This is a genomic window from Streptomyces sp. NBC_00328, assembly GCF_036139655.1.
GTDB lineage: Bacteria > Actinomycetota > Actinomycetes > Streptomycetales > Streptomycetaceae > Streptomyces.
Genome location: NZ_CP108013.1, coordinates 7,606,893 through 7,626,332, shown reverse-complemented (window position 1 = coordinate 7,626,332; position 19,440 = coordinate 7,606,893). Strand labels below are relative to the sequence as shown.

At 73.3% G+C, this 19,440-nt stretch carries 15 protein-coding genes; 5 read left to right on the top strand and 10 right to left on the bottom strand.

What is annotated here, in order from left to right:
* Nucleotides 1–217: 217 nt before the first annotated feature.
* Nucleotides 218–1,432 (bottom strand): S8 family serine peptidase, encoded by a 1,215-nt coding sequence (locus tag OG485_RS33345; protein WP_328672288.1) that lies wholly within the window; start codon nucleotides 1,430–1,432, stop codon nucleotides 218–220.
* Nucleotides 1,433–1,720: 288 nt separating this feature from the next.
* Between OG485_RS33345 and OG485_RS33340 the strand changes: the two genes are divergently transcribed.
* A complete protein-coding gene (locus tag OG485_RS33340; protein ID WP_328672287.1) occupies nucleotides 1,721–5,068 on the top strand; it encodes a right-handed parallel beta-helix repeat-containing protein in 3,348 nt (1,115 codons plus the stop codon).
* 340 nt (nucleotides 5,069–5,408) lie between these two features.
* On the opposite strand, the gene OG485_RS33335 is transcribed toward OG485_RS33340, so the two are convergent.
* Entirely contained in the window at nucleotides 5,409–6,641 is a 1,233-nt protein-coding gene (locus OG485_RS33335) for an amidohydrolase family protein (RefSeq protein ID WP_328672286.1), read from the bottom strand.
* A gap of 447 nt (nucleotides 6,642–7,088) precedes the next feature.
* Here OG485_RS33335 and OG485_RS33330 point away from each other — a divergent pair, with 447 nt between their 5' ends.
* Nucleotides 7,089–7,730, top strand: a complete 642-nt coding sequence (locus tag OG485_RS33330) for a helix-turn-helix transcriptional regulator (RefSeq protein WP_328672285.1) — start codon at nucleotides 7,089–7,091, stop codon at nucleotides 7,728–7,730.
* Nucleotides 7,731–7,837: 107 nt separating this feature from the next.
* On the opposite strand, the gene OG485_RS33325 is transcribed toward OG485_RS33330, so the two are convergent.
* The 4 genes from OG485_RS33325 to OG485_RS33310 form a co-directional block, all read right to left on the bottom strand.
* Nucleotides 7,838–8,785 (bottom strand): CPBP family intramembrane glutamic endopeptidase, encoded by a 948-nt coding sequence (locus tag OG485_RS33325; protein WP_328672284.1) that lies wholly within the window; start codon nucleotides 8,783–8,785, stop codon nucleotides 7,838–7,840.
* A gap of 88 nt (nucleotides 8,786–8,873) precedes the next feature.
* A complete protein-coding gene (locus tag OG485_RS33320; protein ID WP_328672283.1) occupies nucleotides 8,874–11,423 on the bottom strand; it encodes an ABC transporter permease in 2,550 nt (849 codons plus the stop codon).
* Between the two features lie 3 nt (nucleotides 11,424–11,426).
* Nucleotides 11,427–12,200: an ABC transporter ATP-binding protein gene (locus OG485_RS33315; protein ID WP_328672282.1), complete on the bottom strand. Its 774-nt coding sequence runs from the start codon at nucleotides 12,198–12,200 to the stop codon at nucleotides 11,427–11,429.
* The gene (locus tag OG485_RS33310) at nucleotides 12,197–12,442 is read right to left on the bottom strand and encodes a hypothetical protein (RefSeq protein ID WP_328672281.1); all 246 of its coding nucleotides are present in this window, start codon (nucleotides 12,440–12,442) and stop codon (nucleotides 12,197–12,199) included. Before OG485_RS33310 ends, OG485_RS33315 begins: the two co-directional genes overlap by 4 nt.
* A gap of 237 nt (nucleotides 12,443–12,679) precedes the next feature.
* On the opposite strand from OG485_RS33310, the gene OG485_RS33305 reads away from it, so the two are divergent.
* Both OG485_RS33305 and OG485_RS33300 read left to right on the top strand, forming a co-directional pair.
* Nucleotides 12,680–13,954 (top strand): sensor histidine kinase, encoded by a 1,275-nt coding sequence (locus OG485_RS33305; RefSeq protein ID WP_328672280.1) that lies wholly within the window; start codon nucleotides 12,680–12,682, stop codon nucleotides 13,952–13,954.
* Between the two features lies 1 nt (nucleotide 13,955).
* Complete coding sequence (locus OG485_RS33300) at nucleotides 13,956–14,615, top strand: response regulator transcription factor (protein WP_328674754.1); 660 nt, start codon at nucleotides 13,956–13,958, stop codon at nucleotides 14,613–14,615.
* 57 nt (nucleotides 14,616–14,672) lie between these two features.
* Here OG485_RS33300 and OG485_RS33295 read toward each other — a convergent pair whose 3' ends face one another.
* Genes OG485_RS33295 through OG485_RS33285 form a run of 3 tightly spaced genes read right to left on the bottom strand, consistent with a single transcriptional unit; the run spans nucleotide 14,673 to nucleotide 18,038 of the window.
* Nucleotides 14,673–14,981 carry an SCO4225 family membrane protein gene (locus OG485_RS33295; RefSeq protein WP_328672279.1) on the bottom strand — a complete coding sequence of 103 codons (309 nt, stop codon included), beginning with the start codon at nucleotides 14,979–14,981 and terminating at the stop codon, nucleotides 14,673–14,675.
* Nucleotides 14,982–15,018: 37 nt separating this feature from the next.
* On the bottom strand, nucleotides 15,019–15,702 hold the full coding sequence (locus tag OG485_RS33290; protein ID WP_328672278.1) for a response regulator transcription factor: 684 nt from the start codon (nucleotides 15,700–15,702) through the stop codon (nucleotides 15,019–15,021).
* Complete coding sequence (locus OG485_RS33285) at nucleotides 15,699–18,038, bottom strand: sensor histidine kinase (RefSeq protein WP_328672277.1); 2,340 nt, start codon at nucleotides 18,036–18,038, stop codon at nucleotides 15,699–15,701. Before OG485_RS33285 ends, OG485_RS33290 begins: the two co-directional genes overlap by 4 nt.
* A gap of 242 nt (nucleotides 18,039–18,280) precedes the next feature.
* Between OG485_RS33285 and OG485_RS33280 the strand changes: the two genes are divergently transcribed.
* Entirely contained in the window at nucleotides 18,281–18,730 is a 450-nt protein-coding gene (locus tag OG485_RS33280) for a DUF5707 domain-containing protein (protein ID WP_328672276.1), read from the top strand.
* 75 nt (nucleotides 18,731–18,805) lie between these two features.
* Here OG485_RS33280 and OG485_RS33275 read toward each other — a convergent pair whose 3' ends face one another.
* Complete coding sequence (locus OG485_RS33275; RefSeq protein WP_328672275.1) at nucleotides 18,806–19,264, bottom strand: MarR family winged helix-turn-helix transcriptional regulator; 459 nt, start codon at nucleotides 19,262–19,264, stop codon at nucleotides 18,806–18,808.
* Nucleotides 19,265–19,440 lie beyond the last annotated feature (176 nt).

Below are 19,440 nucleotides of genomic sequence, written 5' to 3'. Positions count from 1 at the left end.
GAGGCCCGGGGTGCTAGTGCGGCGTCAGCCGAGGTTCGCCCCGTCGCGGCGCCCGGCACGCCCTCTCGCCGCACCGGCCGAAAGCCCAAGTACGTCCAGTACGAGGACTTCCGGCCGGCACGCCGAGAGCACGCTCCCCCAAGCTCTCGGCTTCGCTCGAGCAGGGGGGACCCCCATGACGCCGCTCCTCGAAGGGTAAACCTTGACTGACGCGGCACTAGCCGACGCCGGGCGGAGTCCAGCGGCGGGCCCGGCCGCGCGGCACCACCAGCGCCATGACCCCGAGCAGCGCGACGAGCGCCAGGCACACCCCGAAGACCGCCAGCGCGGTGTTGCGGGGGCCGGTGTCGGCGGGTTCGGGCGTCCGGGCGGGCAGTTCGGCGCGGGCTGCGGTGCCCTGGTCCGAGCCGGTGCCGGTGCCCAGGGAGAGCGCGGCGTACGGGTCGAGCCGGGGCACGTCGGCCGGGTAGGCGGTGCGCAGCAGCCGTGCGGCGACCTGGGCGGGACTCAGGTCGGGGTGGCGTTCGCGGACCAGCGCGGCGGCCCCCGCGGCGTCGGCGGCGGCCAGCGAGGAGCCGGAGGCGATGTAGTGGCCCTTGCCGCCCGGCCCGGAACCGACCATGGAGTCGCCGGGCGCGGCCAGGTCGGGGCGGTAAGCGGGCGGAGCGCCGGAGGGCCGGGTGCCGGAGGGCCCGAAGTCCACCACCGACAGTGCCTCGGGGGCGGCGGCCGGCCAGTACGGGCCGCTGGGCGGCGGGGTGTCCTGTACGCCGCCGTCCTGCTCGGGCAGTGCGTCCGGGGCCGCCGGGGCGACGACCAGGGCCCCCTTGCCGGTGGCGTAGGAGACCGCGCCGGTCAGCTCGGCGCGGCCGGTGGGCAGGGCGGCGCCGGTGTAGATGACGTCGGCGCCGCGGTCGGCGGCCAGGCGGATACCGGCGGCGACCAGAGCGGCGGAGGGCACCCCCCGGGCGTCGGTGCCGGGCAGTGCCAGGACTGCCGCGCCGGGCGCCACGCCGGTCACACCGCTGTCCGTCCGCGGCGCGGCGGCGATCAGGCTCGCGGCGAAGCTCCCGTGCCCCAGACAGTCCTCGGCGGCGCCGGTGACCCGGCCCGACAATCCGGCGGTACCCGGCGCCACTCCGGAATCGACCACCGCGACGGTCACTCCGGCGCCCCGGGCGAGCCGCTGGGCGCGGGGCAGTCCGAGCGCCGGGGCGACCCAGGTACCACCGGTGGCGGTCCGCTCGGACGGGGCGGTGCACGGCTTGCCTTCGCCGAGCCGGACCGGCAGCGGGGGCAGCACGGTGACGTCCCGTCCGGCGGCCGGTGAGGGTGAGGGTGAGGGTGCCGCAGCGGCCGGGGCGGTGGACGTCGGCGCGAGCGCGGCGACGGCCGCGAGGGCGGTCAGCAGGCACCTCGTGGAGCTTCGCATGGCGTGCATGATAGGCACACGACGACCAGGCTCCGGGCGGCAACAGCCCAGGTGGCGGCCGGTGTTCACGGCCTGACCGCGCTGTCGTGTCCCGCCGCCCCGGCCGCGGTGTCACCCCAGGGGACACCGCATGGCCCGCACGGGACGACCGGTGTCCTTCACGGGCCCGATCGCGGTCCGAACCCGTCGGCCGGGCCCGGGACGGCGTTCCAGCAGTGCGGGTTGTTCGTGCAGTGTCCGCGTCCCGGCACCGGGGTGCGGCGATGATGACCAGGAGGTTCGAGGCGCGTGTCACGGCAGTTGCTCACGGTCTCACCCGACCGGCCGGGTGACGCCCGGACCATCGGCGATGCGCTCGCCCGGGCGCGCACCGGCGCGGTGATCCGGGTGGCGCCCGGACGTTACCCGGAGAACCTGGTGATCAGGACGCGGGTGACCATCGTCGGCGAGGGCGATCCCAGCCAGGTGGAGATCTGCCCGCGCCGGGGCGGCGCGGTCAGCCTGCTGGCCGACGCGGTTCTCCTGACCAACCTCGCCCTGCGCGGGAACGACAAGGACACCGCGGTGGTGGACGTCCCGTCCGGGCAGGCCGCCCTGGACCGTTGCACCGTCACCGGTTCGGGCTGGACGGCCGTGCTGGTGCGCGGCACCGGCTCGCTGGCGGCGCGCGGCTGCCGGGTGACCAACCCGGGGGGCGCCGGCCTCGTCGACACCTCCGAGGCCGGCAGCGTCGTCGAGGACACCGTGTTCGAGAACTTCGGCACGTCGGCGGTGGTGATCGGTGAGACCGGCCGGCCGACCGTGCGCAACTGCCGGATCCGCGGCGCCCGGGGCAACGGCGTGCTGGCCAACGGCGAGGCGCAGGGCACCGTCGAGGACTGCGACGTCTCCGGCTGCGACAAGCCCGCCATCGCGCTGGAGGGGCACAGTTCGACCCGGGTGCTGCGCGCCACCGTGCACGACACGGCCGTCGGGCTGCTGGTCACCAGCGTCTCCCGCCCGGAGATCGACGACTGCCGGTTCGAGGCGATCGGCGAGAACGCCGTCGTCGTCACCGGCGGCGCCGACCCGTATCTGCGGCGCTGTGTCACCCGCCGCACCAAGGGCAGCGGGCTGCTGGTCGTCGACCGCTCCCGGGGCATGCTGGAGGAGTGCTCCTTCGAGGGCGCGGGCGAGCCGGCGATCCGGGTCGCCGGGTACAGCGCCCCGCTGCTGCGGGACACGACGGTGCGCGACTGTACGTACGAGGCCGGGGCGGTGGTGATCGACGACGGCGCCACCGCCGAGTTCGACCGGCTGAGCGTCACCGGCGCGGCCGGGGTGGGAGTGGCCATCTCCTCGGCGGCCGACCCGTTGCTGCTGCGTGCCACGGTCACCGGTTCCGGCGGGCACGGCGTGGAGATCACCGACGGTGGGCGCGGCCGGCTGGAACACTGCCGGATCGAAGCGGCCGGCGACGCGGCGCTGCACCTCGGCGACGGTGCCGAGCCCCGGGTGAGCGATACCGTACTGCGGTCCGCCGCCCGCTCCGGTGTGGTGTTCGGCGAGGGTGCCCTGGGGGCCCTGCGGGACTGCGAGATCACCGGCAGCGGGGACTCCGGCGTCACCGTGCGCGAGCGCGCCGAGGCCCGGCTGGAACACCTGCGGATCGACGGCTCCGGCATCCACGGCGTACATCTGATGGACGGCGGCCGGGCCAGGCTGACCGGCTGCACGGTCACCGGCAGCACCGGCGACGGCATCCGGGTGGACACCGACCGGGAGGTCACCCTGACCTCCTGCTCGGTGCGCGGGAATCAGGGTGCGGGGCTGCGGCAGAGCCGCTTCGGCGACCGGCTGACCGCGGCGAACCTCGCCAGCGCGGACAACGGTGCACCGGACGCCTGGGGCGAGGACGCCGGGAGCGGACCGGCCGGGACGCCCGGCGCGGGCAGCCGGGACGGCACCGAGCAGGCCGGGCCGTTGGAGGAACTGGAGTCCCTCGTCGGCCTGGAGAACGTCAAACACCAGGTGCGCACCCTGGTCAACCTCAACCAGCTCGCCGAGCGCCGCCGCCGGCTGGGCATGCCGGTGCCGTCGATGAGCCGGCACCTGGTCTTCGCCGGCCCGCCGGGCACCGGCAAGACCACGGTCGCGCGGCTGTACGGCGCGATCCTGGCCGACCTGGGGGTCCTGCGCAGCGGCCACCTGGTCGAGGTGGCCCGTGCCGACCTGGTCGCGCAGGTCATCGGCGGTACGGCCATCAAGACCACCGAGGCGTTCACCAGCGCGCTGGGCGGAGTGCTCTTCGTCGACGAGGCGTACACCCTCACCCCCGAGGGAGGCGTCTCCAACGACTTCGGCCGCGAGGCCGTCGACACCCTGCTGAAGCTGATGGAGGACCACCGCGACGACGTGGTGGTCATCGTCGCCGGCTACTCGCAGCAGATGCAGTCGTTCCTCACCACCAACCCGGGCCTGGCCTCCCGGTTCACCCGGACCATCGAGTTCGCCAACTACTCGGTGGAGGACCTGGTCACCATCACCGGGGACATGTGCGCCCGGCACCGCTACGAGCTGGGTCCGGGCACCCCCGAGGCACTGGCCGCGCACTTCGACGGCATGACGCGGGACGCCACCTTCGGCAACGGCCGCGCCGCCCGGGGGGTGTTCGAGGGCATGATCGACCGGCAGTCGTTCCGGCTTGCGGCAATGACCGACATCGGCGAGAAGGACCTGACGCTGCTGCTGCCGCAGGACGTCGGGGACGCGGCGGCTGTCTCCGGCGCGGGCGGAGGAGGCGAAGGCGAACCGAGCCCTCTGGAGCGGCTGGACGCCATGGTGGGCCTGGGCGCGGTCAAGAGCGAGGTCAACGACCTGGTCAGCCTGCTGTCCAACGCCCGGCAGCGCGCGGCTGCCGGGCTGCCCGCCGCGCGCATCAGCCACCACCTGGTGTTCACCGGCCCGCCCGGTACCGGCAAGACCACAGTGGCGCGGCTGTACGCCGAACTGCTGCACTCCCTCGGCGTGCTGCCGCGCGCGAACCTGGTCGAGGTGGCCCGCGCCGACCTGGTGGGCCAGTACGTCGGCCACACCGCGCAGCTCACCAAGGAGGTCTTCACCAGCGCGCTGGGCGGGGTGCTCTTCGTCGACGAGGCGTACACCCTCACCCCCGAGGGAGGCGTCTCCAACGACTTCGGCCGCGAGGCCGTCGACACCCTGCTGAAGCTGATGGAGGACCACCGCGAGGAAGTGGTGGTCATCGTCGCCGGCTACACCGAGGAGATGGAGCGGTTCCTCGCCTCCAATCCGGGACTCGCCTCCCGGTTCTCGCGGACCGTGGAGTTCGAGGACTACGGCACCGACGAACTGGTCACCATCGTCGAACGGCACGCGGCCGCCTCCGGCTACGAGTGCCACTCGGACGCGCTCGCCGCGCTGCGCGCCCATGTGGACGCCCTGCCGCGCGGCCGGTCGTTCGGCAACGCCCGGCTCGCCCGCAAACTGCTGGAGAGCATGGTCACCCGGCAGGCGCGGCGGCTGGCCGGTCTGCAACTGCCCAGCGTCAGCGACCTGCGCACCCTGCTGCCGGAAGACCTGCCGGAGGGGGTGCCCACGGTCGGCGGCCGGGCGGAACGGAGCCGGGCCGTGCTCTGACCCTGGAGCCCAGCCCGGGTCGTGGGGCGGGCCGCCGGGTCGTGGGGCGGGCCGTCGGAGCCCGCCCGGTGACGCCTCGGCCGACGCCGGTCAGGCAGACCGGGCACACCGCCCGGAACCCCGGTGCCGCATCCCTCTTGTTCGACTGCCTCGGGTGTCCGGCGACAACGACGACGCCCCGCCATCGTGGAACGGTGGCGGGGCGTGTGGTTCAACGGGGGGCCGTGGCATCTGCCAGTTTCTCTCAGCGTCTCTCAGCGTCTTTCTGCGTCCCCTCGGAGCCGTCCCGGAACGGGATCGGCGGCGGGGCCGCCGATCCGCGACGGACCGGCGGCGCGGGTCAGTTCGCCGCGAGGCGGGTGCCCCGGCGCCAGACGGCGCGGATGTCGAGGGTGTGGCCGATGTCGGTGGTGGGGTCGCCGTCCACCAGCAGCAGGTCGGCGCGCAGTCCCTCGGCGATGCGTCCGCGGTCGTCCAGGGAGAAGCGGCGCGCCGCGGTCGCGGTCGCGGCCCGCAGCGCGTCGGCCGGCGACAGTCCCGCCCGGACCAGGTACTGCAGTTCGTGGTGGACGCTGGCGCCGTGGGCGACGCCGCCGAGGAACGGTACGGGCACGGAGGCGTCGCTGCCGACCAGGAGGTCGACGCCGGCGTCGTGCAGCGCCTTGACCGTGGCCAGGACATCGTCCAGCCGGCCCTGCGGGTAGTGGCCGAAGCTGCTGCGGAGCGTGGTCAGCCAGCTGTCGTCCAGGCGGGAGGCGACCCGCTCGTCGTCGGCGTGGGTCTCACCGGTGATGCCCATCATGGAGGCGTTCAGGACCACGCAGGGGACCACGAACATGCCGGACTCGGCGATGAGCTGGATGATCTCCTCGGTGTGGGGCCGGTCCATGAAGACATGGACGAGCCCGTCGACCCCGGCCTCGACCGCCATCCGGGTGGCGTCCAGGGTGAGGGCGTGGGCGACGGTGAGCATCCCGTGCCGGTGCGCCTCGGCGACGCCCGCGTTCAGCGTGGCCTGGTCCAGGCAGGGCAGGCCCGGGTGCCCCTCGACCGTGCCGTCGTCGACCATGAACTTGATGTAGTCCGAGCCGGACTCCACGAGCTTCGGGATGAACGCGATCGCCTCCTCGGGCGTGGTGGCGAAGGGCATGACCAGGTCGTCGGAGTCGTCCCGGGCCGGCCCGCCGTCACCCCCCGGGCGCTTGCCCTTGGGGAAGAGCTCACTGGGGTGCCCGCCGGGCGGGGTGATGCCGAAGCCGGCGGACCGGACATCGGCGACCGCGTCGTTCCGCTCTATGTGCGCACGGCGTGCCTTGGTCAGAGCGCCCTGCATCTCCAGCTCGGTCGTCACACCGAACCGCAGCGCGAAAGCCAGGGCCTGCTCGGACGTGTGCGTGTGGGCGTCGAACAGGCCCGGCAGCAGGGTGCCGCCCCGGGCGTCGACGATCTCCGCCCCGGCGGGCGCCTCTCCCCCGACGGCCGCGATGGTCGGGCCGTCGAGCAGGACGGTGGTCTCGTCCCGTACCCGCTCGCCGTCGAAGACGCGCGCGTTGGTGATGGCGGTCATGGTCATCGATATGCCTCGCTTTCGTACACGAAGACGTCGACCGCCTCCGATATGCATGCAGTAAAGCATACATTTGCTGGACTTGAAGCACATTGTTGCCTCACTGCAGTTGCGCCATGACATATGACAGCGAGCACGGCCATATGAGCGACGACGCGGTACCGAACGGCGCCGGACCGGCGTCCTTCCCGCTCAGGCGGCGCTCCCCGGATTCCGGCAAGGACCTCCCGCGACCTGGTCCTCGACGTCGTCCTCGGGCGCACGGGTGAACCGCGCCCCGGCGACCGTCGTACAGGCGGATGGGAAGGCCCGGCGGTATCGGGCCGCACCGGTGTGCCCGGCGGGCGCCGGCGATGCGCCGCGCGGGGAGCACCCGCCGGGAACACCGGCCGATGTCGCGCGGCGCACACCAGCGTCCGCAACGCCACGCATTCACCAGGGAGCTGCTCGACCATGCCTTCCAACGCCCTTGGCGGCACGTCCCCGATTCCGGTCCTGCTGCACGCCGCGGACCCCCTGTCCGAGGCGGGGGCCCGCGCCCAGTTGGGCGACCAGCGGGCGATCGTGCTGGTCGGCAACGGCTCCCGGCCCGAGACGGTGCCCCTGCTGGTGACCAACTCCGCGGACGAGGAGCTGGTGACGGGGTGGTGCGCCGACGCTCCCGCCGATGGCCCTCGCGCGGTGCTGGTGACGGGCCGGCTGCGTCAGTCGGGTCTGCCGAACCTCGTCGCCGGGGGGATCGGTGCGGTGGTGTGGCGGCACGAGGCGACCGGACCGCGGCTGGTACGGGCCGTCACGGCTGTGGCCCGCGGGGAGGCGGACATGCCGGCCGATCTGGTCAGGGCGCTGATGGACCAGGTGGGCGGTCTGCTCCCCCGGACCCCGGGGCGGCCGTCCAGTTCGACGGCACTGACAGCACGGGAGGTGAGCATCCTGCGCAGGGCGGCGGACGGTGACGAGACCGGAGAGATCGCCGACCGGCTCGGCTACTCCGAGCGCACGATCAAGCGGGACCTGCACGAGCTGATGAAACGCCTGGGCCTGCGCAACCGCGCCCACGCCGTGGCCTACGCGCTGCGGGCCGGCTACCTGTGAGGTCGTCGCACGGCTGCTCATCGCCGCGCCGGCCGGCGGCTGGTACACGGTGAAGTCCACAAGGTGAGCGAGTCCGATCCCGCGCACGACGTGGACGACCGCCGCGGTCAGGCCGTCCGGCCCGGCAGCGCGGAGACGTCGTGTGCCGGTGGGCAGCCCAGTCGGCCGCGGGTGGTGACCAGCAGGACGAGGGCCGCGGCGGTGGCGCTGAGCAGGAAGGCGTGTGCGGCGTCTTCGCGGGACAACGTGGGGAACATGCCGGACCAGGCGAGGGACATGTAGTTGTTGACGCCGCAGTGCAGCAGCATGGCCATCGGCAGGCTTTCGCCGGTGCGGTTGAACACCCATGTCATGACGAAGCTGAAGGCGATCGCGGTGGCGATGAACTCCAGCGGCATGGTCCAGGACACGTGCGGCCAGTTGCCCCACTCGGTCAGGAACAGCGGGAGGTGCCAAGCGCCCCACAGCGGACCGACGACGAGGGTGCCGAGCAGCGGGCCGTAGCGGCGCTGCAGGCGGGGCATGGCGAACTCGCGCCAGCCGGGCTCCTCGGCGAGGCCGGTGGTGATCATCTGCACGAGCAGACCGGGCAGGAACGCGGCCAGCACGACGACGGGCGGCATCGCGGGACCGCGGCCGGACAGCGCGACCGAGGTGAGGGTCAGCCCGGCGGGCACCGAGAACAGGACCACGACGTACCAGCGCCAGCCGACCTTGAACTTGGTCATCCGGCCGCGCCAGGCCCGTAGTCCGCGGCGTCCCTCGGTCGCGCCGGTCACCAGGAGTGCCGACAGGATCGGGCCGAGGTAGGCGCCGGGCAGTACGCCGAAGAGCTGGCTGCCGGGGCCGCCTCCGGGGAAGGCGAAGTGCCGGACGCCCAGGCCGTTCTCGGACAGGACGTACGGCGTCCACGCGGTCCAACTCAGCAGGTAGGCCAGCGAGAAGAACCAGGCCAGGGGGCGACGGCGAATGCTGCCCCGCAGGCCGGTGCCGTCCTCGCGGCCCGTGTCGGCCGGTCGGGTTTCGATACTGACGGGGTCGTGGATGCTGCTCACCGCGGTGTCCCTTCGGAAGCGGTCGGAAGCTGTCGGAAGCCGTGTCGGAAGCCGGCTGACGTGACGTGTTCGGCACACCAGTCACGCGTCACTGGGCGCGGACGGCGTCGGCGGGTGGTGTGCGCAGCGCCTGGCGGGTGGGGAGTTCGACGGTGAGGAATGCCGTGACGGTGACGGTGAGCGCGAGGGCGGGCAGCAGCCAGGCGGGGCCCGCCGGCCAGGGGTGGCCGAGGAAGCCCTGGCCCAGGAAGGCGAGGGGCACGGCGGACAGCAGCAGGGCCGTGGTGAGCGCGGTGGCGGCGGTCACCGCCGCCTCGCGCCGCATCATCGCGCGGATCTGACGGGGTGTGGTCCCGATGAGGCGGAGCGCCCCCAGTTCGACCCGGCGCTGGGCGGTGGCGGCGACGAGTTTGTTGGCGATGCTCAGCAGGAGGTAGACGAGCAGGACCACGATGACGGCCAGGTTGATCCACACCTCGGGCGGGGCGTCCCTCAGACCGTCGCCGGACGGGGGATTCGTGTCCTCCAGTGCCAGACCCGGGTGGGACCTGGCGAGGGCTGTCAGCGCCCGGTGGGCGGCCGCCGTGCCGTCCGTGCGGACGAGGATGCTCTGGTCGAGCCCCGTCGTGGTGTGTCCGGCCGCCAGGTCGTGGGACAGCACCACCTGGCCGAAGCCGAGACCACGGGCGTAGACGGCGACGACCTCGGCGTGGACCCGTGCGCCGTCCCCGAGGACGAGGCTCACCCGATGGCCCACTTCCGCGGCGCGCGAGCGGGCGACATCGCTGCTCACGGCGATGGTGGAGCCGGTGAGACGGTCCAGGCTCCCCGCCCGTACATCGAGGTCGAGGACATCCGACGCGTCCGGGGTGAGGATCGTCGCGGAGCCGGACTCGGTCTCCGTGTCGCCGAACATCTTGTACGGCCACACCACCGTGGTCGTGCTCACTGTGGCCGCCGCCCGTACGCCGGTCGTTTCACGTACGGCGGAGAGCGTGCCGTCGGGCAGTCCGCCCAGGCCCGGCGCGCCGAGGCGCTGCTGGGCGAGGGTGCCGACGCGGGTCTCGTCCGCGGTGGCGGCCAGCACGGTGGTCTGGGTGAGGGTGTACGTCAGGACGAACACGACCGCCATGGCCAGGGAGCTGACGATTCCCGCGTTGCGCAGGGCGTACGCGCGGACGTTGGCCATCGCCAGCCAGGTCGGCGCGGAGACGCCGGAGCGGGTGCGCCGGGCCGCCGCGTTCCCGATGCCCCGGACGAGAGCCGGGCCGGCCAGGGCCAGGCCGATCGCGCCGAGGATGCCCGCGATGGAGGTGGCTGTCGCGGCGATGGCCGTGCGGGAGAAGAGGGGCGCGGCCGACATGGTGGTCGCGGCGACGACGACGAGGAGGCCGATGCGCGTCCGGGTCCGCGACGGATCGCGCGGCTCGCTGCGCGACTCGGCGACGGCCTCGGTGGCCGGCATGCGGGAGGTGCGCCAGGCCGAGCCCCGGGCCGAGACCTGTACGACCAGGGCCATGAGGACGATCGTCGCGAGGGCGGGCAACGGGCTGACGGTCAGCGGGAGTTCGGCGGGAACGACCCCGCGGTCCGCCAGCAGTCCGCGGAACTGCCCGGCCAGCAGGTGGCCGAGCGCCACACCGGGGACGAGGGCCACGGCCGCGACGACGGTGGACTGGGCGGCGGCAAGTCGCCGGATCTGCTTCGGAGTCGCGCCGACGGCCCGCATCAGCGCCAGGTCGCGGCGCTGCCCGGCGATCGACACGGCCAGCGCGCTCGCCATGACGAACCCGGTGATCAGCAGGATGATCCCGGCGAGCGAACCGGCGAGGAGGACCAGGAGGGAGCGGCTCGCGCCCGCGCCGGGCGACACGAGGTCCCCGCGACTGGCACCGGTGACCGTCTCCAGCCCCGTGAGCCCCGTGCCCTTCAGCTTCGTACGGACTTCGTCGGCGACCCGCTCCTCGGAGCCGGGTGCGGTGCGCAGACCGATGAGGTCGACGGTCCCGGCGCGCGAGTCGCCGTCCCGCCCGGACAGTCGTACGGCCGTCGTGTCGGCGAAGAAGACACCGGCGCCCGGCGCGTCGACGACCGCCGAGACGCGATATCGGGCGGCGGGCCGGGCGCCCGCGACGGCCTCGATCCGGTCGCCCGCCTTCACTCCCGCCGCGGCGGCGGTGGCGCTGTCCACGGCGATCTCGCCGGAACCGGACGGCGCGCTGCCGTGGACCTGAGCACCGTCCAGCAGCTTCACCGAGGCCCAGCCGTGCCCCGATGCCCGGGGATCCCCGGCCGGTACGACCTGTCCATGGGCGTCGACGAGGGCGGCGGGGAAGCCGATGTCGCCGACCGCCTCGGTGGCACCAGGCAACTCGGCCAGTTCGCCGACCAGTTCGGCCGGGACCGTACGACGTTCCGGGAGCGCGATCGGCAGGTCGCCGCTCGGGTGGAACTCCTGGTCGGCCGCGACGACGACGTCCGCGCCGCCGAGACGGCCGACGGGCAGGTGGGAACGCAGGCCGGACTCGGCCAGTACGCCGGTGCCGGTGATCAGGGCCGCGCCGCCGAGAACCGCGCAGGCCACGGCGATCAGCGCGGTGATCCGGTGTCCGGCCATCCGCAGGGCGAGACGGAACATGACTCAGACCCCTGCCAACGCGACGAGACGGCGGGCCAGTTCGGGGGCGGTCGGCGCTTCGAGGGCCTCGACCACCCGCCCGTCGGCCATCACCAGCACGTGGTGTGCCCGGGCCGCGGCGGCCGGATCATGGGTGACCATCACCACCGTCTGGTGCAGGTCGTCGACGAGGCCGCGCAGCAGGCCGAGGACCTCGTGGGCGCTGCGCAGGTCCAGCGCGCCGGTCGGCTCGTCGGCGAACACGACGGCCGGCCTGGCCACCAACGCCCGTACGACGGCGGCCCGTTGCTGCTGGCCACCGGAGAGTTCGGCCGGGCGGTGGGTGAGCCGGTCGGCAAGACCGACCCGCTCCACCAGCGTCCGCAGCCAGTCGTGGTCCGGGGTACGGCCCGCCAGTCGCAGCGGCAGCAGGATGTTGTCCGCGATACTGAGGGAGGGGATCAGGTTGTACGACTGGAACACGAAACCGACGCGTTCCCGGCGCAGTTCGGTACGGCGGTTCTCGTTCAGGCCGCCGATCTCGTGGCCGTCGATGCGGACACTGCCCGACGTCGGGGAGTCCAGCCCCGCGGCGCAGTGCATCAGCGTGCTCTTGCCGGAGCCCGAGGGGCCCATCACCGCGAGGAACGTGCCGCGTGCCACGGTCAGCGACACCTCGTCGAGGGCGCGTACGCCTCCCGCGTACTCCTTGACCACCCGGTCCAGGGCGATGGCGGGCGTCGACACGTCGTGTGCGGTGGCCGCCGGGCGGCGGGTCCGGGCGAAGGCGGCGTTCATCGACGGCCCCGCAGGTGGCGCACGGCGAGGGTGCCCGCGCCGAAGAGGGTGACGAAGCCGCAGGCCAGGTGCACCCAGGTGTCCGCTTCGGCGTAGGTGGCCACCGTGTTGGCGACCGCGCCGGCCACGACCAGGATCCAGAGCAGCGTACGGACGACCTCCCCGCCGGTGACGGCGGGCGGCGACGCTCCGTGCGTGCCGTCGGCGGGGCTGGTGAGGTGGTAGGGGTCGGTGGTCGCCATGGGGCTTCTCCCGTGGTGCTGAGCGGTGGGTCCGGGGGTTCCGGCTGACGTCACCGAAGCTACGGACCGACACCCCTCCCGGCCGATCCCGCAGCCCGCCCGGTCCGAGGTACAGCAGGCTGTACCCCCGCCCCTCGGCTGACGCCCAACTGGTGAACGCCATAGGGTCGTTCGCGAAGCGGGTGCACCTTCGCGAAACGTGGCGGCCGCGAAACACGGCGGAAGGAGGGAGAACGGATGGCGGTCCAGCAGGACGCGACAGCCGGTGACGGGCGGGTGGGCCTCAGGGACACCGTCGTACGGACCACGAGTGCGGCCGGCGCCGCGATCGCACAACTCGCCTCCGGGCTCGGTACGGCCTTCCTCGCGCTGCTCGTGCTGTTCTGGCTGGCGGTCACCGCCGTGACGAGCCCGGTCGGGGTGGGACTGCTCATGGCGCCCGCGGTCCTGAGCGCGCTGCACGCCCTGGCCGGACGGGAACGCGACCGGCTCGGCCGCCGGGGTCCCGAGGTCATCGCCCCGGAACCTCCGCCGACACGGCTGCGGCTCGCCCTCGTCGACCCCACCACCCGACGGGAGCTGCGCTGGCTGGCCCGGCACGCCACCCTGGGGTTCCTCCTGGGGCTCCTCGGTGTCCTCCTGCCGGTCATCGCCGCGCGCGACAGTCTCTTTCCGCTGTACTGGAAGCTCTTCCCCGAGGACACGACCGCCACGTCCCTGGGTCTCGGGCACGCGCACTCCTGGCCACAGGCGCTCGCCGTCGTCATGCTGGGCGCGGGCTGGATCGCCATCATCCTGGGGCTCGGCCCCGGCATGGCCCGTTCCCAGGCCCGGCCCGGACGCCTGCTCCTCGCGGCCGGACCGGAAACGGATCTGTCGCTCCGCGTCGCCGAACTCACCGCCACCCGTGCCGCCGCCCTGGACGCCCACGCCACCGAACTGCGCCGCATCGAGCGCTCCCTGCACGACGGCACCCAGAACCGGATCGTCTCCGTCACCGTCCTGCTCGGCGCCGCCCGCCGCATGGTGGCCCGCGACCCGGCGGGCGCCGACGAGCTCCTCGAACGCGCCCAGTCCGCCGCCGAGCAGGCCCTCGCGGAGCTGCGCACGGTCTCCCGGAGCATCCTGCCCCCGGTGCTGGACGACCGCGGACTGGCCGGCGCGCTCTCGGGGCTCGCCGCGAACTGCGCGGTGCCCTGCCGGATCGACGTGGCGGTACCCGAACGGTGTGCCGCCTCCGTCGAGGCGACCGCCTACTTCATCGTGGCCGAGGCTCTGACCAACATCGCCAGACACAGCGGCGCCGCGAGCGCCACCGTCACCGCGCGCAGCCGCGGCGGGCGCCTCCACCTGTGCGTCGAGGACGACGGCCGGGGCGGCGCGGACGAGGACGGCGGCTCCGGACTCACCGGCATCCGCCGCCGGATCGCGGCGCACGACGGCACCCTCTCCCTGGCCAGCCCGCCCGGCGGCCCGACAACCCTGAAGGTGGACCTTCCCTGTGGATCGTGACATGCGGATCGTGATCGCCGAGGACGACCCCTTGCTGCGCGAGGGCCTCGCTCTGCTGTTGCGCGCCGAGGGCCTCGACGTGGCAGCCACCGCGGGCACCCCCGACGAGGCGCTGGCCGCCATCGACGAACACAAGCCGGACGTCGCCATCCTCGACGTACGGATGCCGCCGACCCACACCGACGAGGGGATCGTCGCGGCGGTCGAGGCCCGGCGCCGACGGCCCGGCCTGGCCGTCCTCGTGCTGTCCGCGTACGTCGAGCAGTCCTTCGCCACCGAGCTGCTCACCGGCGGGGTGAGCGGCCTCGGCTACCTGCTCAAGGAACGCGTCGGCCGGGTGGAGGAGTTCCTGGACGCGTTGCGGCGCGTGACGGACGGCGGTACCGCCATCGACCCCGAGGTCGTCGCCCAGCTCTTCACCCGCTCCCGCCAGGACACCCGCCTCGACCGGCTCAGCCCCCGCGAGCGGGACGTACTCGCTCTGATGGCCGAGGGGCTCGGCAACACCGCCATCGCCGAACGGCTCGTCGTCACCGAGGGCGCCGTCCACAAACACATCCGCAGCATCTTCGCCAAACTCGACCTGTCGCCGACGGACCGGGTGGACCGGCGGGTCGCCGCGGTCCTGCGGTATCTGGAGGATCCGCGGCGTCCGGCCTGAGCGCAGCGGGCTCCAGCACCGACCGGCCTGACCGGCCGCCCCGAGTGGTTTCTGCCGTCAGGATGCCGGGTCCGGGCTGCTCCCACGGCGCAGTACACGGGCGCACCAGCCGATGACCAGGGCGTTGACCAGTGCTCCGAGAACCATGGAGAGCAGGAGCATTCCGCTGTGTTCGGGCAGGACGAACAGCACGAGACTTGCCGGCATGGTGGCGAGCAACGGGATGACGATCGCCATGGACCCTTCCGAACTGACCACGAGTGCCCATCCGAGCAGCAGGACACAGGCCGTCAGATAGATCCGTGCCGCGAGGGTGCCGAGCGCGCGGCGCATGCCGCGTAGGAGGGAGAGACCTGGGCGGGTCATGGTGACGGGCTCCTGGATCGTGGTGGCCGGTGGGCTGTCAGGCGGGTGAGTGGGGCGGGTTGGGGCGGGCGAGGCCGTGGTCGTAGGCGAGGATCGTCGCCTGGACCCGGTCGCGCAGTCCGAGTTTGCGGAGCAGCGCGTTGACATGGGACTTCACTGTGCCGACGGTGATGCCGAGGTGCTGGGCGATCTCCGTGTTGGTGAGTCCGGCGGCGATCAGGCCGAGGACGCCGCGTTCACGGTCGGTCAGGCTCTTCAGCCCGAGCGGGGTGCTGCTGTCCGGGAGCCCGGTGCCCGGCCTGGACGCGTAGTGGCCGATGAGCCGGCGGGTGGCGGACGGGGCGAGAACGCTCTCGCCGGTGGCCACCACCCGGATGCCGTTCAGCAGTTCGGCGGGGTGTACGTCCTTGAGGAGGAATCCTGAGGCGCCGGCGCGCAGTGCGTCGAACACGTATGCGTCGAGGTCGAAGGTGGTCAGCACCAGGACGCGGGGGGCGTCGGGGCGGCCGGTGATGATCCGGGTGGCGGCGATGCCGTCCACTTCGGGCATGCGGACGTCCATGAGGACCACGTCGGGTGCCAGTTCCTGGGCGAGCCGTACCGCTTCGGCACCGTCGGCGGCCTCGCCGACGACCGTCATGTCCTCCTCGGCGTCGATCACGGCGGCGAACCCCGCCCGCACGATGCCCTGGTCGTCGACGACCAGCACCCTGAGGCTCATCGTTGTTCCTCCTCGTCGTTGCGCGGCACATCCGGCGCCGCGGTCAGCGGCAGCCGGACGCGTACCGGGCCCGGCCGGCCGGCGGTGACCGTCCCGCCGGCCATCGCGGTCCGCGCCGACAGCTGTTGGTACAGGGCGGGACGCACGGTGTCCGGAACGCCGGTCGCCGTGATCGTCAACACGGCGTCGTCCGCGTCGAGTTCCACCGCCATCGGCTCGTCTCCGCCGGCCGCGAGCACCGTTTCGCAGGCATGATAGGCAGCCAGATCCACGGTGGTGGGCAGCCGTCTCGGTATACGGTCGGTCAGCCGTATCTCCACGTCGCGGCCGGTGGCCCGGATCTGATGGCCGAGGAGGTCGAGCGCCTGGAGGGTGGGCTGAGGGCGCAGGGCGGCCGTGGCCTCGCCGTCCCGGACCGTGTCGAGCAGGGCACGCATCGCGGCGAGAGCCTCGCGGGCACGTTCGGCGACCTCGTCGAGCCGGCCCGCCTCCGCCTGCGCGACCATGTCGGCGGTGCGCGCCAGCACGGTCGTCTCCAGCCCGGTGGCGATCCGGCGACGCTCGGCCCAGGCGTCCCGTACCGCCTCCTCGGTCCACGTCGCCAGATGTTCCGTCTGCGCACTGCGGTCGGCTCGGCGGCGACGCCCGCGCAGGGTCCCGCCCCACCATGCCGCGCCGACCACCAGGGCCGCCTGCGCCATCGCCCCCGCGGCGAGCACCCAGGCGGGGAAGGACGCGCCCCGGTGCACCAGGGCGGCGGTCGTGGCCGCCGCGTGCACCACCACGGCCACGACCGGGCCGGCCCACAGCGGCAGCCGTGGGCGGGCTTCGGTGACGGACGGACCGGTGGCGGCCGCGCGGGCCGCGGCGGAGGCGACCACCGCGCAGGTGGCGGCCATGCTGAGCAGGGGCGGCAGGAGCACCCAGCCCGTGTAGTCACCCACGGACATCGCCACCGGCCAGAGCAGAGCCAGCCCCAGTACGACGCCCTGGGCGGCGCGGGGCGCCCGGCGCCGCCACAGCAGCGCGAGCGCCTGCCCCACGGCCAGCAGCGCGAAGAGCACCCCTGCCGACACCCCCGGACCGGTCGGCACGGAGTCCGTCCGGACGGCCAGCAGGGGAAGCAGCGGTTGCACGACGAGACCGATGGCGGCCGTCAGCTGCGCCAGTCGGTACTGCCACGGAACCGACCGCCGCACCGAGGCGGCGGCCAGCCGGCCAGGCAGGACCGCGCTCACCTCCCAACCCCCCTCCGCCGTCGGGCCGCTGGTCAGGGTGCCGCCCGCCTCCCGCGCCCGCGACCGGAGAAAGCCCTGGCCGCGCCCCGAGCCGAGACCGGCGCCGTGCGCCGGCGAACCGGCCGGCGGTGCGGCGCTGGTGACGACGACCTCCGTGCGGGCGTCGCCGTACCGGCACGTCACGGTGGTGAACGCACCGGGCGCGTGCCGCGCCACATTGGTCAGCGCCTCGCGCACGATGCCGTACGCCGCATCCGCGACGGCACCGTCCGGCAGTGCGTCGATCTCGCACTCCACACGCCGGCCCAGTTGGGAGAACCCGGTGACCAGACCCAGCAACCGCTCCCTCGGCGACGGCTGCTGTTCCCGCGAGGGCGCCGGCGCCCGTACCGCGCCGAGCGCGCGGGTGACCTCACGCCCCGTCTCGGCGGCGAACCCGAGGGCTTCGTCGACCAGTTCGGGGCGACGGTCGCGCAGCCCGAGCGCCGCGCCCGCCGTGACGACCACGGCCGTCAGATGGTGGGCGCTGACGTCGTGCAACTCCCTTTCCATCCGCCGCCGTTCGACCGCCGGAAGCCGGTGCCGCTCGAGTTCGGCCCGCTTCAGCCGCTGTTCGGCGGCCTGCCGTGTGCGCCGGCTCCGCCGCACCAGGATTCCGGCGGCGGACGCGGCGGCGTACAGCACGGCCGTCAGGACGACGTCGAGTCCGTCGCGGTCACTGAGCCCGTGCAGGCTGATGCCGTACAGGGACTGCCAGCAGGAGAGCGCCATCACGCACAACAGGGCGGTGAAGGTGTCCCGTTCGCCGGCCACCGTGAACAGGGCCAGGGCCACACCCGCCGTCCCCAGCACGGCCGTGGCCCCGGTGGGCAAGGGGCCGGAGCCCAGCGCACAGGACGCGGCGACCACGACGAGGGCGATCACCGGTTTCGAACGGCGCAGGGAGAGCGCGGCCGTCACCAGCCCGGCGACGAGGGCCGCCACGAAAAGGGCGGATCCCGCCGGAACGCTCCCGCGGATCAGGTCGGCCCCCGGCCACACCGCGGCCTGGGCGCCGAGCAGCACGAGGGGCAGCAGCCGGTCGTCGGTTCTCTTCATAAGAGATCAAGGTTATGACCGCAGGTGAGCGGCTGTCCTCGGACTTGAGGCGGACCGTCTTCTCTTACCTGGGGTGCAGATGCTGCACCCGCGGTTCGACGCGGCAATCGTTCCCCGGCGTGAGGACCGGCCGGTGGTCCCGGCCATAGCCTCGATCACATCGGGAAAGCAGCCGACCGGCCACCGGTTCTTCCGCACTCTCCCGCCCATCGACACTCCACTCGCAAGCAAGGGGATCAACCATGTCCAAGCGCGTTCTCGTCCCGTCCGTCATCGGTGCCGTCGCCCTCGGTGTCGTCGCGGCCGGCGGCTACGCCATGGCCTTCACCGGCACGCAGCCGACCGTGAAGAACAGCTCCGCCCGTTACGTCGCTCCGTCCCGGCAGAGCGCGGGGAAGCTCTCGTACACCGCGGACGTGAGCGACGACTCGGGTGTCCGCGAACTCAGGGTCATCGCGTGGCCGGCAAGCTCCAAGCTCGACCTGACCGAGTCGGAGCTGCAGTACGTGGACAGGGCCAAGTGCCGCAGCATCTCCGAGGAGACGTCCCGTTGCACCTACACCCTGAAGGCGACGCAGCAGGACGTGGCCGACCTCGCGAAAGGCACCTGGAAGGTGTCGGTGCTGGCGACGGCGAAGGACGGCGACACGGAGTTCGTGCCCCTCGCGGCCACGGTCGACGTCACCCGCTGACCCGCCACCAGGGCCGGATCCCTCCCGGAGGGGCCGGCCCTGGTGACGCCGCCCGTGCCTCGTCGTGGCGGTGACTCAGCCCCGCTCGCGTCTGCGCAGGGCGGCGGCCTCCTCCGCGTACTTGACGAGCAGGCGGGCGAGCTGGAGGCGTTCGTCCGCGGGCCAGTCCCGGGTGATGTGCTCGAACGCCTGGCGCTGTTCCGCGGCGAATCGGCCGCGCAGCGCCTCGCCTTCCGGGGTCAGCTTCAGCATGGTGCGCCGGCCGTCCTGCTGGGACGCCTCCCGCCTCAGGTACCCGTGCTGGATGCAGTCGGACACCAGGCGGCTGGCGACCGACTGGTCCGCTCCGAGTTCCTCGGCGACCGCGCCCACCGTCGTCTCGCCCGTGCGCTCGGCGACGACGTTGAGCACCAGGTTGCGGGAGAGGTCCTTGCCGGAGGACGGGGCACGTCGTCTGAGCCGCGAGAACGCCGGCCCGACGCTGTCGAGGACCGCGTCGTCGTCCTGGTGTCCGTACTCACTTCCGTTTGTCATGACACAACTGTAACGGCACAAGAATATGTAGAGCATCCAGCAAATGCGTGCTCTACTGCATGTAATGACTACCTGCCTCTGGGCGACGCGACCCGTGGGGCCGGCCCGGATCCGCGGTGCGGCCGGGACGGGACGGCGGGCAGCCGCCCCTGACCGGCGGACCAGCGCCGTCCGGT